Consider the following 15,215-nt stretch of genomic DNA (forward strand, 5'->3'; position numbering starts at 1 on the left):
CGAAGCCCGGCCCGCCATAGAGAAGCTTCCCCGAGCTTCTGCGCGACGGCGTCGCGTTCTCGTAGTCGATCCCATCGCCGGCGGTCATCGCCCCCCAGAAGTTGAAGGCTCGGGCCGGACGGGCGCCGAGCCGGACGATCCCCTTCTTCAGGTCGTAGCTCGCCCCGGCATATCGTTCCATGATACGCAGGAAGTGCGGATTGATATAGCTCTGCCAGCGTCCGTCCGCGTGGACCGAGACTTCGATCTTCTCATCCGTCACCGTGCCGTCGTGATCCTCCACCATCTCGGCCTCGACGCCGAAGCTCGCGCGCGTGATCCAGTCCGTGTCTGCCGGCCACCATGTGCGATACAGCTCGACCTGCTTCTCCCGCGTGTCCACTCTCGGGACGAACCCGGCATCCGCGCGGAAGTCCTTGCCCATCTCCGACAGGGAGGCGGACCACGACCAGTCCCTTGTTTCGTGCGCGTAGCCGATCACGGCCGCCTGGTCCCGGAGCCGGCCCTGAGGCAGCCCCTCCTCCGCCGCCACGCCGCGCGGATACCGCGTCGAAGACTCGAGCGCCTGCAGAACGAGCGTCTCGCTACGCCCCAATCGCAGGTGCCCATCGAGACCGGCCACGTGATTGTGATACTCCCCCCCCTCGCGAATGGTCCCGATCATCCCCAGGGTCGAGCCGGCGCCCACATCGGCCCGGAGCCGCAGGACGCCCCCCGTGATCTCCTCGTCCAGAAGCAGCGGCGCGCTCCGGGAGGGGAGAATGAGCAGAGTCGACTCGTCGCGCGTCACGAATCCGCCCACGGTGTTCCCCGCTTCCTTCCCCGTGAGCTTGACGCCCCAGATCGGGTCGACGACCGTCCGCGTGTGGACCGTGGCGATCGCGGTCGCGAAGAAGTCGCCCCCCTCCTGGAAGAACGGCCTCTTCTCCGGGTAGAAGATCGCGTAGCGTTTGTTGACCGTGAGCTGCGCTGCGTCGGCCTCGACCTGCGAGAAGTCGGGGTTGAGAGTCCCGTTCAGGCTCCAGTTGGGCGTCACCGCCCAGCGCATGCTGAGGCTCGGCTCCCCCTTCGGCTTTCCATTCCCGAGCTCCGCGCGCGGGGGGTCGCCGGAGACCGTCTTGGTCTCGTCGATCCGCTCCATCGTGAAGGCGGGGTCGAGCTCCAAGCTGCGTCCGGGGGTCACGCCCTCGAAGCCCGCCAGCTTGTCGTACTGGCAGACGATGCAGTTGCGCCCGCGGTCGAAGGGGATCGAGCCGAGCTGATGGCGGACGGTCCGAGGGTAGTTCCGGTAGAGCTGGAATCCCCATGTCTGCGGCCCTTCCGCGCGGGGGAACCGGAGGGACGTGAACGGGATCGCGATCTCCACCTGGTAGCCTTCGCTCGTCAGCCGGCCGGCCGAGCTCCAGATCGCGTCCCAGGACGGGTCCTCCTCTTGCTCCTCTTCGGTGCTCATGTCGTTGCGCGAGAAGTCGGTTTGCACGCCGAGCGGATTCGAGATGAAGGCGACTGCGCGCCGCTCATCGTTGAAGGGATCGAGCATGACGCCGACGGCGTCATCGAACGGCATCGGGTCGCGATCGGTGAGCCGCGCCCGAACATCCGAGGGGCGGTCGTCGTAGGCGCGAAACGCGACGTAGAGGGCATCGTTGTCGTAGGCGAGCCTGGCCTCCGTGCGGACCGGTGCCGCGACGTTCTCGCCTGGCGACACCTCGTAGCCGATCTCGACGGTCACCGCGTTCCGCCAGGCATCCTCGTCGAGCGCCCCGTCGACCCGGATCGCGGAGTGGGTTCGGCTGATCGAATAGACCCTGGCCTCGCGCGAAGAGCCCCCTTCGCTTGCGAGGGCCCGCTCGGATGCCCAGGGTGCGAGCGCGAGGAAGCAGATCCACATGAGCGCCGGAACTCGAGATCCGGTCAGAAGGTTGCGACCCACCGCCCCCGCCGCGACCTGGGCATCATCCGGCCCACCGTCTCTTCTCTCGCGCACGCGCGCCCTGTCGGACATCCCTATCCGCCTCCCTCCTATCCGTTCCCGCCGCGGCACCCATCGAAAGGCCTGCCGTGCGGGCGGGGCGCCGCCATTCACAACTGCTCCCGGCGCCTCGACATTCTACGAGTAGATCGCCTCGGTGTTGCGCGCATTGTCGCGCCCCGACCGGAGGGCTACGCTCCTCTCCAAACGGGTCCAGCGGCCGATGCAACTCTCCGGCCGGCGCGCCCGTAGAATAGCCTGAACCGCCGCCGGCCGGGAGACCCAGCAGAGGAGGTTCCCACGATGCGCCTTCGCGTCCGTCCCCTTGGAGCAGGCCTCAGCCGACAGATGCCCCCCGTAATCGGGATCGGTCTCCTGCTTGCGCTTTGCCCGCCTGACGCGCAGGCATCGCCGGCGACTCGCGCGATCCTCCCTCTCACCATCCGCGACTGCGGGCTCTCCATCGGGAACGCGCCGCGAGTGAACGGGATTCGGATCAATCTCTCCGATAGCGGCGTCGAGCAGGTGAACGGACTGAACCTGACCCTCTGGAAGCCTGTTCAGAACGACTCGGCCGTCGTCAACGGCATCGCGCTGGGGTTGGTTGCCCCCGATGCGGGCGCGATCCATGGGATCGCCCTCGGAATCGGCGCGGTGCGGACCAACGAGAGATTCGCGGGCGTTCAGGCCGCGGGGCTGGGCCTGGCAGCCCAGGGCGGGACTTACGGCTTCAGCGCGGCGGGCCTGGGGATCTCCGTCGAGGGACCCGCCTGGGGAGTCAACATCGCGGGGCTCGGGATCGCCGCGGAGGGGCCGATCACGGGAGTCGGTCTCGCCGGCCTCGGCCTATCGGGCGAGAAAGACATGACGGGCATCACCTTCGGCGGCCTGGGCTTGAGCTGCGAGGGCAGGGCGACCGGTCTCGCCGTGGGAGGACTGGGCATAGCTTGCGAGGGGGGCGCTCGCGGCATCCTCCTCGGCGGCCTCGGCGTCGCATGCGAGCGCGAAGCGGAAGGACTTCTCTTCGGCGGGCTGGGCGTCGCATGCGAACGCGACGCCAGAGGCATCCTCCTCGGAGGCCTCGGCGTCGCCTGCGAGGGAAGAGCGACCGGGCTCATCCTCGGAGGGCTCGGGGGCGTGGCGGAGGGTGGAGTCGATGGCCTGGCCATCGGCGGAGCCGGCATCGTCACGGAAGAGGATGTGAATGGCTGCGCGGTCGCGGGATTGGCAGTCGCCGCGCGCGAGATCAACGGCCTCTCGGTCGCCGGCTACAACCGCATCCTCGGGACTCATCGCGGACTCGCCATCGGGATCTACAACCGTGCGAGAGAGCTTCGCGGCGTCCAGCTCGGGTTGTTGAACCGCGCCGACAACAACCCGCCGCCGTTCCGTTACCTGCCGGCGCTCAACCTGCATCTGAACTGACGGGGATGACGAGGAGTCCCAGACTCTCGGCGCTCCGTTCGGCAGGGTCAGCCCGTCACATCGTCAGCTCGCCCTTTCGAAAGAAGAATCGGTCTCCCTGATCCGTGGCGGCGCCGACGCGGACCTTGATCTTGGCCTTGTCGGTTCAAGACGATTCCGGGGCGCCTGGATAGAGACGCCGCGCGATCAAGCCCGTCCGGTCCGAAGAGATCGTCGCACAGAAACCCCGGTGCGCGCGCTCGGCCCCGCCTCGCTCATCTGAAACTCATCTGAAAGGGTTGACAAACGGCCTCCAGGAAATACGATTAGGCGGATAATCTCCATCGTGAGTACTTGTCATTATGAGTAAATGAGCGGGAGGTTTCTCATGAACGGACGTGTCGCAATCATCGGGATTGGAACCGAAGGCTTTTCCCCGGTCACCCCGCACCTGTCCTTCAAGGAGCTCACCTACTGTGCTGCGGTGAAGGCATACAGGCAGGCAGGACTGCACCCCAAGGAGATCGACTCCTTCATAACGGCGTCCGAGGACTTCATGGAGGGATACAGCATCTTCGACGAGTACGTGCCGGACCAGATGGGCGCGGTGATGAGGCCCGTGCATACCGTCACGGCGGAGTTCCTCCAGGCCCTGGGCGTGGGCGTGATGATGATCAACACTGCTCGATTCAAGACCATCGCCGTGGAGGCGCACAGCAAGGCCTCGAACATCAAGACCCTGCACGACGTCAAGGCCTTTGCCCTCGATCCCGTCTACCTGCGCCCTCTCGAGGAGGACGCGGAGTTCCTGGCTGGCCTCGAGATGCGCCGCTTCCTCCGCGATTCGGGCAACACCGAGGAGCAGTGCGCGCAGGTGGTGGTGAAGAACAGGGGCAATGCCCTGCTGAATCCGCTTGCCGGGCACGGCGCGAAGCTGCGCGTCGACGACGTCATGGCATCGGGGGCGGTCTCCACGCCCCTGAAGCGCCTCGATGCGGCCGCGGCGGCGGACGGCGCGGTCATGGTCGTGCTGGCCGCCGAGGACGTCGCGAGATCCCTGTGCGCGAATCCCGTCTGGGTAGACGGGGTGTCGTGGTTCTCCGCCGAGGGGAACCCCTGGAGCAGGGACCTTGGCGTCGCGAACTACGCGAAGCTCGCCGCCCGGAAGGCATTCGCCATGGCCGGCAAAACGGTTCGCGATGTCGATTTCGCCGAGGTGTGCGACGAGTACTCCTACAAGGAGCTCCAGCACCTCGAGTCGCTGGGCCTAGCGCGACCCGGCGAGGCCGGATACCTGACGGAGAACGGGTTCACCTCGCTGAACGGCGATCTTCCGGTGAATGCATCGGGAGGGTCTCTGGGCGTGGGGCACGCCTTCGAGGCGAGCGGCGGCATGAAGGTGGTGGAGGCGGTCCTGCAGCTCCGGGGAGAGGCGGGTGCTCACCAGGTGAAGAACGCGCGGACCGGGCTGGTGCAGTCATGGCGGGGCGTGCCCACCGCGACGGGCGCGGTTGCGATCCTTTCGAACGAGTAGGAGGTTCATCATGGGATATCGAAGAGTTGCCATTGTCGGCGCAGGGTTGACCAAGTTCGTGCGGAGGGCTCAGGAGACCGGTCCTGAACTCTCGTGGCAGGCATCCAAGATGGCCCTCGACTCGTGCTCCCTGCGGCTCAAGGACGTGGAGATGATCACCCTGGGCAGCGCGCCCGACGGCTTCGACGGAGTCCACATGAAGGGGGAATACCTCCTGAGCGGCGCGGGCGGGAGCAACAAGTCGTACATCCGCAACTTCGTGGGCGGCGGCACCGGGGTGTTCGCGCCGATCCACGGCTGGATGCACGTGGCCTCGGGCGCCTGCGACGTCTGCCTGGTTGTGGCCGAGGAGAAGATGTCGTCCTGTCATCCCACGCCTCAGGGGGCTTTCATCACCATCTTCGACCACACAACGGAGCAACCGCTCAAGCCCACCCTGATCTGGATCTTCGCTCTGGAGATGAGGCGTTACATGGAGCGCTACGGCCTGACCCGCGCGGACATCGCGCGGGTGGCCGTGAAGAACAAGAAGAACGCCATGGACCACCCCTCGGCTCAGGTGGCGGGCGAGTACACCGTGGACGACATCCTGAACTCCGAGGTCCTGGCCGAACCGGTGCACCGGCTCGACATCAGCCCGGCCGGCGACGGCGCCGCCGCGGTGGTCCTCGCCAGCGAGGACGTGGCCAAGCGGCTCACGGATCGTCCGGTCTGGCTCGACGGCGTGGGCTGGAACCTCGACACCTCCTACTGGGCCACCAAGGACCTCTACTACCCGCGCTACGTGGAGAAGGCGGCCCGCATGGCGTACGACATGGCCGGCATCAAGGAGCCTCACAAGGAGATCCAGGTGGCCGAGCCCTACGACCCCTTCGACTACAAGGAGCTCCACCACATGGAGGGCCTCTTGCTGTGCCCGCGCGGCGAGGCCGCGCGCCTCACGGCGGAGGGGTACACCGCGCGCACCGGCAATCTCCCGACCTGCCCGTCCGGAGGCGCCCTGGGCGTGGGGAATCCCATCGCGGCCACGGGCCTCATGAAGGTCATCGAGCTGTTCCTGCAGCTCAGGGGCGAGGCCGGCAAGCGCCAGATCCCCGGCAAGCCGAGGGTCGGCGTGGCGCAGGCATGGGGCGACCTCATGCAGGTCGGCACCGTTGTCGTGTGCAGAAGCTAGGAGGAGAGGATCATGGAGATAAAGAAGGTTCCCTGCAAAGGTCTCTCGACGGAAGAGTACGACAAGGCCCTCAAAGTGGACTGGCAGCCGGAGCTCGCATACGCATGGGACAACGGCATCGGCATCGGCGCATACCTGGCGGCGCTCAAGGAGGGCAAGATCCTCGCCGCCAAGTGCGACGGCTGCGGCCGGATCATGCTCCCGGCCCGCGCCTTCTGCGAGCTGTGCTTCAGGCCCACGGACGGGTATGTGGCGGTCCATGACACCGGCGTGGTGAACACCTTCGCCGTGAGCCATGTGAACTGGGACGCCTCCCGGCTCAAGGAAAAGGACCCCCGGCATCTTCCCGCGGTCATCGAGATCGACGGCGCGTCCAAGGGCCAGGGCATCCTGCACATCCTGGGCAACGTGAAGCCGGGCGACGTGAAGATCGGTATGAAGGTCAGGGCGGTCTGGAAGCCGGCCGGCGAGCGCACAGGCTCCATCACCGACATCCTCTTCTTCGAGCCTGTGAAATAGGGAGGTGGACGATGTCCTTTCAAGAGCAGATAAAGAAGACCACGTCGCTCGGTTTCTTCGAGGGCCAGGTCCCCTTGAACTACAAGTACACCATGGGTGTGGCCGGGGAGCGTTTCTTCCAGACCCTCAGGGATAAGGGCGATTTCATCGCGTCGAAGTGCCCCGAGTGCGGGACTATGGCCATCTACCCCCTCATCTACTGCGAAGAGTGCTTTGCCGAGATCAAGGACTATGTCTCCGTCGGCCTGACGGGCGAGCTTTATTCCTGGACCGAGTGCAGCAGCGACTTCAAGGGCGCTCGCCACGAGAAGCCTCACCTGCTGGGCATGGTGAGGTTCCAAGGCGTTCAAGGCGGCATCATCCACCGGCTCGACGTTCCGCTATCCGAGATCGCCATCGGCATGAAGGTGATCGCGGTGCTCCGGCCCTCGAGTCAGCGGAAGGGATCCCTGGACGACATCCAGTGCTTCAAGAAGGCATGAGCAAGGCGCGCTCCCGTGATGAGGGAGGTCTACAGCCTGACTGAGGAGTAGAGGATCCTCGGGTGGCTCGGGGACCCCGGCGGGTTCCCGAATCCCCGCGCCGCGCGTTCAGGTCCGCAGCTCGGGCCGATCCCGGAAGTGCTCGAGCGCTTCCGCGTTGGCCAGGGCCCCGGTGTTCTCGACCGGCCTTCCGTGAATGGCCTGCCGCACGGCGATCTCGGTGATCTTGCCGCTGCGGGTGCGCGGGATGTCGGGCACCTGGACAATGATCGCGGGCACGTGGCGAGCGGTGGCGTTCTCGCGGATCCGCCGGCGGATGCGATCCCGCAGGGCGTCGTCCAGCGTCAGGCCCTCGCGCAGTTTCACAAAGAGGATCACGCGCTGATCGCTCTGCCAGTCCTGTCCCACCGCGATCGACTCCTCCACCTCGGGCACCTGCTCCACCTGCCGGTAGATCTCCGCCGTGCCGATGCGCACGCCGCCCGGATTCAAGGTGGCGTCGCTCCGGCCGTGGATGACCACTCCGCCCCGCGAGTTGATCTCCGCCAGGTCGCCGTGGTGCCAGACCCCGGGGAAGCGTTCGAAGTAGGCGGCCCGATAGCGCGACCCGTCGGCATCCCCCCAGAAGCCCAGGGGCATCGAGGGGGCCGGGGCGGTGCAGACGAGCTCCCCCCGCTTCCCGACGACCGAGCGTCCCTCCTCGTCGAAGATCTCCACCCGCATGCCGAGGCCGACGGTCTGGATCTCCCCGCGATGGACGGGCAGCACGGGGCTGCCCAGGACGAAGCAGGAGCAGATGTCGGTCCCGCCGGAGATGGACGCCACCTGGAGATCCGCTTTCACATTCGCACAGAGGTAGTCGAAGCTCTCGGGGGCCAGGGGCGAGCCGGTCGAACAGAGAGTGCGCAGGGTGGAGAGGTCGTGACTCGCGCCGGGCCTGAGTCCCGCCTTCTTGCAGGCGTCCACATACTTGGCGCTGGTCCCGAAGACGGTGATCTTCTCCCTCTCGGCCATGTCCCAGAGGACATCCGGGCCGGGATGGAAGGGGCTGCCGTCGTAGAGCAGGATGGTCGAGCCGCCGGCCAGGGCGCTCACCAGCCAGTTCCACATCATCCATCCGGTGGTCGTGTAGTAGAACAGGCGATCCTCGGGCCCGAGGTCCATGTGAAGCTGATGCTCCTTGAGATGCTGCAGCAGGATCCCGCCGCTCCCGTGGGTGATGCACTTGGGTTTGCCGGTCGTCCCCGAGGAGTAGAGGATGTAGAGCGGCTGATCGAAGGGAAAGCGCGGGAACTCCGGCGCCTGTGCGGGAACCGCATCGCGAAAGGCCGCGAAGTCCTCGGCGCGGCCGACTGCTCCCGGGACAGCCTCCTCCTGCGTGTAGCGGACGACAAGAGCCTTCTCCACAGTGGGCAGCCCAGCCAGGACGCCGCGGAGCCGGTCCGCGGAGCTGTACACGGTGCCCTTGAAACGGTACCCGTCGGCGATGAGGAGAAAGCGCGGCTCGATCTGGCCGAAGCGATCCACAACCGCCTGCGTGCCGAAGTCGGGGGATGCCGAGGACCAGATCCCCCCCAGGCTCGAGACCGCCAGCATGCAGGTCACGGCCTCGGGGATGTTGGGAAGGAAGGCGGCCACACGCTCGCCCGGACGCAAGCCCGCGCGGCGGAACGCCGCCTGCAGACGTCCGACCTCCTCGTAGAGTCCCCGGAAGCTGATCTCGCGGCGCAGTCCGTCCTCGCGCCAGAGGATGACGGCCGGCGCCTCGTCGCGGCGGCGCAGCAGATTCTCCGCGAAGCTCAATCGCGCTTCCGGGAACCAGCGGGCGCCGGGCAGGCGGTCGCCGTTCTGCAGAACGGGACCGCCGGGCTCTCCGATCACCCCCGTGAAGCCCCAGACCGCGCGCCAGAACGCCGCCGGCTCGGCCAGCGACCAGGCGTGCAATGAGGCGTAGTCGGGCCGGCCGACCTCCCGCATGAATCGGGTCACGTGGGCCTGGGCCGCGCGCTCGGGGCTGGGGATCCAGAGGGGCTCTGTCATGCTGTTCCTCCCGCGCGGGCGCGTCGAAGCCTTCATCGCTCCCCCTGGGGGCCGTGGACACATCCCGCGCGCCGATAGTATAGTCTCGAACGTAACTGCTCAGCCAGCGAGGGCGTATCGCGGACCGGCCGGGCCTCCGGCCCGAGGGGAGGGGGAGGAGATGGAGCTGCTGCAGTCGGGGCATGGGGAACTCATCCAGCCGTTCGATCTGGACGAGTTCCGCCAGTGGAATCGCGAAAAGAAGCTCCGCCGATTGACCGACAAGGTCATGACCGAGCAGGAGGCGGTCCGTCAGTTCGTGACGGACGGCTGCTACATCGGTACGGAACTCTACGGCACGGTGCGCTGCCCGATGTCCCTGGCGCGCGAGGTCGTCCGGCAGGGCAAGAAGGACCTGCGCGTCTGCGGGCAGGGCGTTCTGGAGCTCGACCTCTGGATGGCGGCCGGCCTGGTCAAGAAGCTCGACATCACCTACATCGGCCTCGAGGTCTATGGGACCAGCGCCACCCTCAGGCGCGCGGTGGAGTCGGGCCAGGTCGAGAAATGCGTCGAGTGGTCGAACGCGGCCATCACCTGGCGGATGAAGGCCGCCGCCATGGGCGTTCCCTTCCTCCCCGCCCGCTCGATGCTCGGAACCGACATGCTGGAGCACAGCGCCGCCAAGGTGGTGCAGGATCCGTTCACCGGGATCAAGGTCGCCCTCCTCCCCGCCCTCATCCTCGACGTGGCTCTCATCCACGTGCACCGGGCGGACAAGCACGGAAACTGCCAGATCGAGGGGATCAGCGGATTCGCGGGCGAGATGGCGCGGGCTTGCCGCCGGCTGATCGTGAGCGCGGAGGAGATCGTCCCGGTCGAGGAGATCCGCAAGCACCCCGACCGCACGATTGTCCCGTACTACCTTGTCGACGCGGTCGTCCACGCGCCCTACGGCTCGCATCCGGGAGAGAACGCCTACCTCTACGGGCGCGACGAGCCGGGCATCCGCGAGTGGGTCGAGATGAGCAAGACGGCCGAGGGCGCCCAGGCCTATCTGCAGAAGTATGTCTACGGCGTGAAGGACCACGCCGCGTACCTCGAGCTGATCGGGGAGAAGCGCCTGCGGGAGTGCGTGGAGCTGCGCGAGAGGAGGATGGCGTGACCGAGCAGACTTATTCCAAGACCGAGTTGATGATCTGCGTGGCCGCGCGCCTATTCGAGGACGGGACCACTTGCTTCATCGGGACGGGCCTCCCGATGCTGGCCGGCATGCTGGCCGCCAAGACGACCGCCCCCAACATCGTGCTCGTCTTCGAATTCGGGGGGATGGGCGCGATCCTGGAGGAGCTGCCCCGGGCCGTGGGGGAGGCGCGCACCTATCACAAGGGGCTCTCCGCCCTGGGGATCTGCGACATCATGGAGACCGCCCAGCGCGGCTTCATCGACTACGGCTTCCTGGGCGGGGCGCAGATCGACCCCTTCGGCAACTTGAACAGCGTGACGATCGGGGACCACGACCATCCCAAGGCGCGCCTCCCCGGCTCCGGCGGCGGGAACGACGTCGGGAGCCTCTGCTGGCGCACGATCGCGATCATGCAGCACGACGCTCGCCGCTTCATCCCCAAGGTGGACTTCGTGACCACCCCCGGCTATCTCACGGGCCCCGGCGCCAGGGAAAAGGCGGGCTTGCCTCCCGGCACCGGCCCCGCCTACGTGGTCTCGACCCTCGGACTCATGGACTTCGACCCCGCGACCTGCCGGATGCGCCTCAAAGCGGTCCATCCGGGGGTGACCGCGGAGGAAGTGATCAAGAACACGGGCTTCGACCTGGTCATACCCGGGACCGTCGATAACAACGCTCCCCCCAGCGCGGAGGAGCTGCGCCTGCTGCGGGAGGAGATCGATCCGGAGAAGCTCTACGTCTAGCAGAAGCGAATGAGCTTCGTGGGTGAGGAACGGAGTCACCCGAGGCACTATCGGTTCGACGCGAGGACTTGCGCTCGCCTGACCTGCGCTACGACGCGGGCCGCTCGTGCTTCCCTATGATCCGATCGACCGGCCGGCTGAAGAGGAACATGGCCACCCCCGCCCCGAGCCCGAGGAGAGTCAGCATCAGGAAGAAGGCGTCTCGCGGCATCTTCTCCCAGAAGGTCCCCAAGAAGCCCGACAGGTAGTTGCCGAAGAAGCTCGAGAGGAACCAGACGCCCATCATCATCGACACCATCCGGGCGGGCGCCACCTTGGTGACCAGCGACAAACCGATCGGAGACAGGTAGAGCTCTCCGATCGTCAACACGAAAGTCGTTCCCACGAGCCACATCACGTTGCGCCTTTGATCGGGCGCCACGCCCTGCGCGGCGAGGATCATGATGACGTAGGAGGCCCCGAGGAGGAAGCAGCCGATCGCCATCTTGATGACGCTCGTCGGCTCCTTCTTCCTCCGGGACTGCCACGCCCAGACCACATTCAGGAGCGGTGCGAAGATGAAGATCATGAGGGGATTGAACGACTGATACCAGGTAGACGGGATCTGGAATCCAAGCAGGTTCCAGTTCGTGTTCCTGTCGGCCCAGAGCTGCATGGTGTTCCCCTGCTGCTCATAGACGCCCCAGAAGACGATGTTGAGCGCGCAGAGCAGAGCGAGCGCGCCGATTCCTTTCCACTCGTCTCGCGTGAGGCGTGTCTTCTCCGCCTTCTTGCCGCGCGTCTTCATCACGTTGTCGGCCGCGAGGTGCTTCTGGCCCCACAGGTAGAGACAGAGACCCAGGATCATCCCCACACCCGCCGCGCCGAAGCCGTAGTGCCAGCCGAGCCGCTGGCCCAGCGTCCCGCAGATCAGGGGAGAAAAGAAGGCGCCGAGGTTGATGCCCATGTAGAAGATCGTGAAGGCCCGATCGCGCCTGGGATCGCCCGCGGGGTAGAGTCCGCCGACCTGAGTCGAGATGTTCGGCTTGAAGGCGCCGTTGCCCAGGATGAGGAACATGAGGGCGACGAAGAACGCGGTCTCGATCGCCATCAGGAAGTGGCCGATCGCCATCAGGATCGCCCCGAGGATGACTGTCTTTCTCTGGCCGAGGACGCGGTCTGCCAGCATCCCCCCGAAGAAGGGGGTAAGGTAGACGAAGGCCGTATAGAGTCCGTAGATCTGCGAGGAGAGAGGCTGAATCGCCAGCGGGCCGAAGATCGACTCGAGCGCGCCCTTGATCGCCGCGAAGCCGAGGACGTTCTGCCCGACGTCCGGCCGCAGGAACAGGTGGTCCACCATGTAGAGGACGAGGAGCGAGCGCATCCCGTAGAAGGAGAACCGCTCCCACATCTCGGTGAAGAAGAGGATGAAGAGGCCGGGCGGGTGACCGAGGATCGTTCGGGTTCCGGGCGAGCTCATCTGACCTCCATCGGGTGACGGCGTCAATCGGTGCAGATGATCCCGTATCGGAGCCGGGCCGGTCCAGAGAAAAGGGTCACGGGACGCGGATGAGGTACGTCACCCGCCCGAGCCGCTGCGCGCCCCGATACTGCTCCGCGCGGATCTCGTATTGCCCGGGCCGGGTGTCGCCCGCCAACTCGACAGCGAGCGTGAGTTCGATCGAGTCCGTCGGGTCAAGGATGACCCCCTCGAGCGTCAGAGACCTGTCCTTGCTGGCGAGCGCCTCCCGCGGCGATGGCCGCTCGATCGGATGGCCGATGAGGTCGTCCGGCATGCGCTGCCGTAGGAGCTCCCGCGCGGTCTCCAGGATGAGAAGCGATCCCGGCGGAAGATCGGTTTCGATGACGAAGCGAAACGCCTCCCGCCTCTCCGGGACACCCCTCAGCCGAAGGTAGTACGGAGACAGGCGCCGCCCGGCGATGCCCTCCACGACCTTGACATTCCTGAAGCAGATGTTGTTGTGATCCCGCACGAACCCCATGAAGTCGGATGTCTGCGTGAAGAACCCCGGCATGCTGAGCGGGTCGCGCGGAGACCGAAGCGTCGCGATCAGGCAGTAGCTGCCCGCCGGAGGCACATCGGAGGCCGCCCAGAGGATCGGCGCCTCCGCGACGCGATACTCGCCCGGGCCGATGTTCGGCACCGTGATCGATCCGATCGCGTGCCATGCGCTCGGATGCAGGAACATCCCCGCGTGGGTCCAGTATAGAGACACTTCGACATCGTCGACGGTTGTCCCGCGGTTGTGCATCCGAACGTAGATGCAGTTGTCGCGGCCGTGCGCCGCGTCCTGCCCCAGGAACTCGTCGCCCCAGTGCGCCGCCCCGAATGCCTGCTGGGCCGCCAAAGCCCCCGCCAGGAGGTTGTTCCGAACAATGATGTCCGGACTTCGGAAGTGGCGTGGGGGCGAGGGGACCGCGCCCGTGTCGAGGAGATGATCGCGCATGTAGACATCGGGAAAGAGCCCCTGGCTGCGGAGGAGTCCGCTCAGGTCCGGAAGGGGGCCGATCCGGTACGCCTGCGGTTCGGTCCCCGCCACGATCTGGCCGGTCGCCGCGGACAGGTCGGGCTGCTGCGGGCTCCCCAGCGCGGGATTCCTCAGAAGGGCGCGCAGCGCCTGCGGCGCGAGGGTGGACGGAGAGGCGCCCTGCGCGGAGGCTCTGGCCCTGAGGGCGCCGTGGAAGCTCGCGGCGGCGCCCGCGACGATGGCCGTGGCGCTCGAAGTCCCGCTGAAGTAGCCGTAGTAGCGGTCGGAATTCGTCTCAGTCGGAACGAGATCCTTCGAGAGGAGCGTCGTCGTCGCGACCATGTCCCCCCACCCCTGGCAGTCGACCCGCTCGCCGTAGTTGCTCTCGGGGATCCTCGATCGCGGGACGTGGCCCGAGAGCGGACTCCAGCCGGCCCCGACGATGATGGCGAGGGAATCGTCGTAGTAGGCGGAAGATTCGTCCCAGAGACTCCCGGACTCGCTGTCCGTGTACATCACGAGATCGGTCGCCTCGCCCGCCCTCCCGTTGCCCGCCGGCTCGACGACGGTGATCCCCTGGCCCGCGGCCAGCGCCATGGCGAGTCGCACGTCGGCGTCGCGTTCCACGGGAAGGCAGAGGTTGGCCATGGCCGGGTCTGGATGATCGGCCTGGGCCTCGATGACCAGCACATCGCCGGCCTCGAGGCCCGAGGCCACGGCCTGATCGAAGACCGCGGCGAACGAAGCGACCGAGGAGTCCCAGTACGAACCGAAGCTGAGCTCGGCGCCGTGACAGATTCCGGTCACACCGAAGTCAACCGCCGGGTTCTTGAGGGCGGCCAGGATCCCCATCGATTGGGTCCCGTGGTCTTCGAGCATCGTCGTGCCCTCTCTCCAGCGCTGGTCGGCGTTGACGATCGCGATGCCGGCCGGCAGGTCCTTGTGAGTCTCACGAAACCCCTCGTCGATCAAGAGGACGCGAACCTTCTGTTGCGCCCCCCCTCCGGAAAGCGGCGGCAGCGACCCCGTGCCCCCGGGGATCCGCCAGGCGTATCTGGCGTCGATCCCTTTCGGCGCCGCGTCGAGGTAGCCCTGGAACTGTTCGAGCGCCGGCGTCGGCGCCGTGTTCTGCGGCGGGGAGACGCGGCTCGCGATCGTCACGAAGGCGACTTCCGGATCCTGCGCGATTTGCCCGCGCCATCGTTCGATATCGACCGCGCCTTCAGGAATCGTGACCCTCGCGAACAGATCGAGCCGCTGCCTCGTCCCTCCATGCCGCCTGACCTTCTCCGGAGAGTCGATCCGCCCCCTCGGCAGAGGGAACGAGACCGCATCGTCGCCGCGGACCTTGAGCCTCCTGCTGAAGAGCGGGAAGCTCATGCGCGCGACGACAGGCAGTCCGGCCTCCCTGGAAAGGGACTCCACGCTCCGGGTGAAGGCGGCCAGGTCGATCCGCCCCGGCACGAGCCTCCCGTCGATCTCGTCGAGAAACCGCCCCGGACCCTCCTTGAACTTGACGATCAGCTCGCGCGTCGGGACCCGGGAGACCGGGCCCGATCGCGCTTCGCGCTCCCGCGTCGGATCGACATTCCCCCGCATGACCCGCCTCCCGCCTAGGGAAAGCGCCAGGGCGGATCCTGCTTCGAACCGAGCTCGGGCCCCTTTTCGCCGAGGATCTTGATCGACTTCACGCCCTCGTGCCGGCCGAGGAGGACCA

At 66.7% G+C, this 15,215-nt stretch carries 11 protein-coding genes; 7 read left to right on the plus strand and 4 right to left on the minus strand.

From position 1 onward, the window contains the following. Nucleotides 1–2,005 (minus strand): carbohydrate binding family 9 domain-containing protein (locus FJY88_06745; protein ID MBM3287033.1); only part of this gene is annotated, 2,005 nt, incomplete at its 3' end. A gap of 270 nt (nt 2,006–2,275) precedes the next feature. Between FJY88_06745 and FJY88_06750 the strand changes: the two genes are divergently transcribed. The 5 genes from FJY88_06750 to FJY88_06770 all read left to right on the plus strand — a co-directional run bounded on the left by FJY88_06750 (nt 2,276) and on the right by FJY88_06770 (nt 7,085). After that, nucleotides 2,276–3,397, plus strand: coding sequence for a hypothetical protein (locus tag FJY88_06750; GenBank protein ID MBM3287034.1), 1,122 nt, complete (start codon nt 2,276–2,278; stop codon nt 3,395–3,397). Between the two features lie 349 nt (nt 3,398–3,746). Next, nucleotides 3,747–4,910 (plus strand): acetyl-CoA acetyltransferase, encoded by a 1,164-nt coding sequence (locus FJY88_06755; GenBank protein MBM3287035.1) that lies wholly within the window; start codon nt 3,747–3,749, stop codon nt 4,908–4,910. 10 nt (nt 4,911–4,920) lie between these two features. Further along, nucleotides 4,921–6,084 (plus strand): thiolase domain-containing protein, encoded by a 1,164-nt coding sequence (locus FJY88_06760; GenBank protein ID MBM3287036.1) that lies wholly within the window; start codon nt 4,921–4,923, stop codon nt 6,082–6,084. A gap of 12 nt (nt 6,085–6,096) precedes the next feature. After that, nucleotides 6,097–6,603, plus strand: a complete 507-nt coding sequence (locus FJY88_06765; GenBank protein ID MBM3287037.1) for a Zn-ribbon domain-containing OB-fold protein — start codon at nt 6,097–6,099, stop codon at nt 6,601–6,603. 11 nt (nt 6,604–6,614) lie between these two features. After that, nucleotides 6,615–7,085, plus strand: coding sequence for a Zn-ribbon domain-containing OB-fold protein (locus FJY88_06770; GenBank protein MBM3287038.1), 471 nt, complete (start codon nt 6,615–6,617; stop codon nt 7,083–7,085). Nucleotides 7,086–7,193: 108 nt separating this feature from the next. On the opposite strand, the gene FJY88_06775 is transcribed toward FJY88_06770, so the two are convergent. Beyond that, a complete protein-coding gene (locus tag FJY88_06775; protein MBM3287039.1) occupies nt 7,194–9,125 on the minus strand; it encodes an acetoacetate--CoA ligase in 1,932 nt (643 codons plus the stop codon). On the opposite strand from FJY88_06775, the gene FJY88_06780 reads away from it, so the two are divergent. Both FJY88_06780 and FJY88_06785 read left to right on the plus strand, forming a co-directional pair. Continuing rightward, the gene (locus FJY88_06780) at nt 9,061–10,266 is read left to right on the plus strand and encodes a CoA transferase subunit A (protein MBM3287040.1); all 1,206 of its coding nucleotides are present in this window, start codon (nt 9,061–9,063) and stop codon (nt 10,264–10,266) included. The genes FJY88_06775 and FJY88_06780 overlap by 65 nt on opposite strands. A gap of 29 nt (nt 10,267–10,295) precedes the next feature. Then, the gene (locus tag FJY88_06785) at nt 10,296–11,030 is read left to right on the plus strand and encodes a 3-oxoacid CoA-transferase (protein ID MBM3287041.1); all 735 of its coding nucleotides are present in this window, start codon (nt 10,296–10,298) and stop codon (nt 11,028–11,030) included. An 88-nt stretch (nt 11,031–11,118) separates the two neighbouring features. Here FJY88_06785 and FJY88_06790 read toward each other — a convergent pair whose 3' ends face one another. Continuing rightward, nucleotides 11,119–12,489, minus strand: a complete 1,371-nt coding sequence (locus FJY88_06790; protein MBM3287042.1) for a peptide MFS transporter — start codon at nt 12,487–12,489, stop codon at nt 11,119–11,121. A 76-nt stretch (nt 12,490–12,565) separates the two neighbouring features. Next, nucleotides 12,566–15,097 (minus strand): hypothetical protein, encoded by a 2,532-nt coding sequence (locus FJY88_06795; GenBank protein ID MBM3287043.1) that lies wholly within the window; start codon nt 15,095–15,097, stop codon nt 12,566–12,568. Between the last annotated feature and the right edge of the window lie 118 nt (nt 15,098–15,215).

The organism is Candidatus Eisenbacteria bacterium, assembly GCA_016867495.1.
Taxonomy (GTDB): domain Bacteria; phylum Eisenbacteria; class RBG-16-71-46; order CAIMUX01; family VGJL01; genus VGJL01.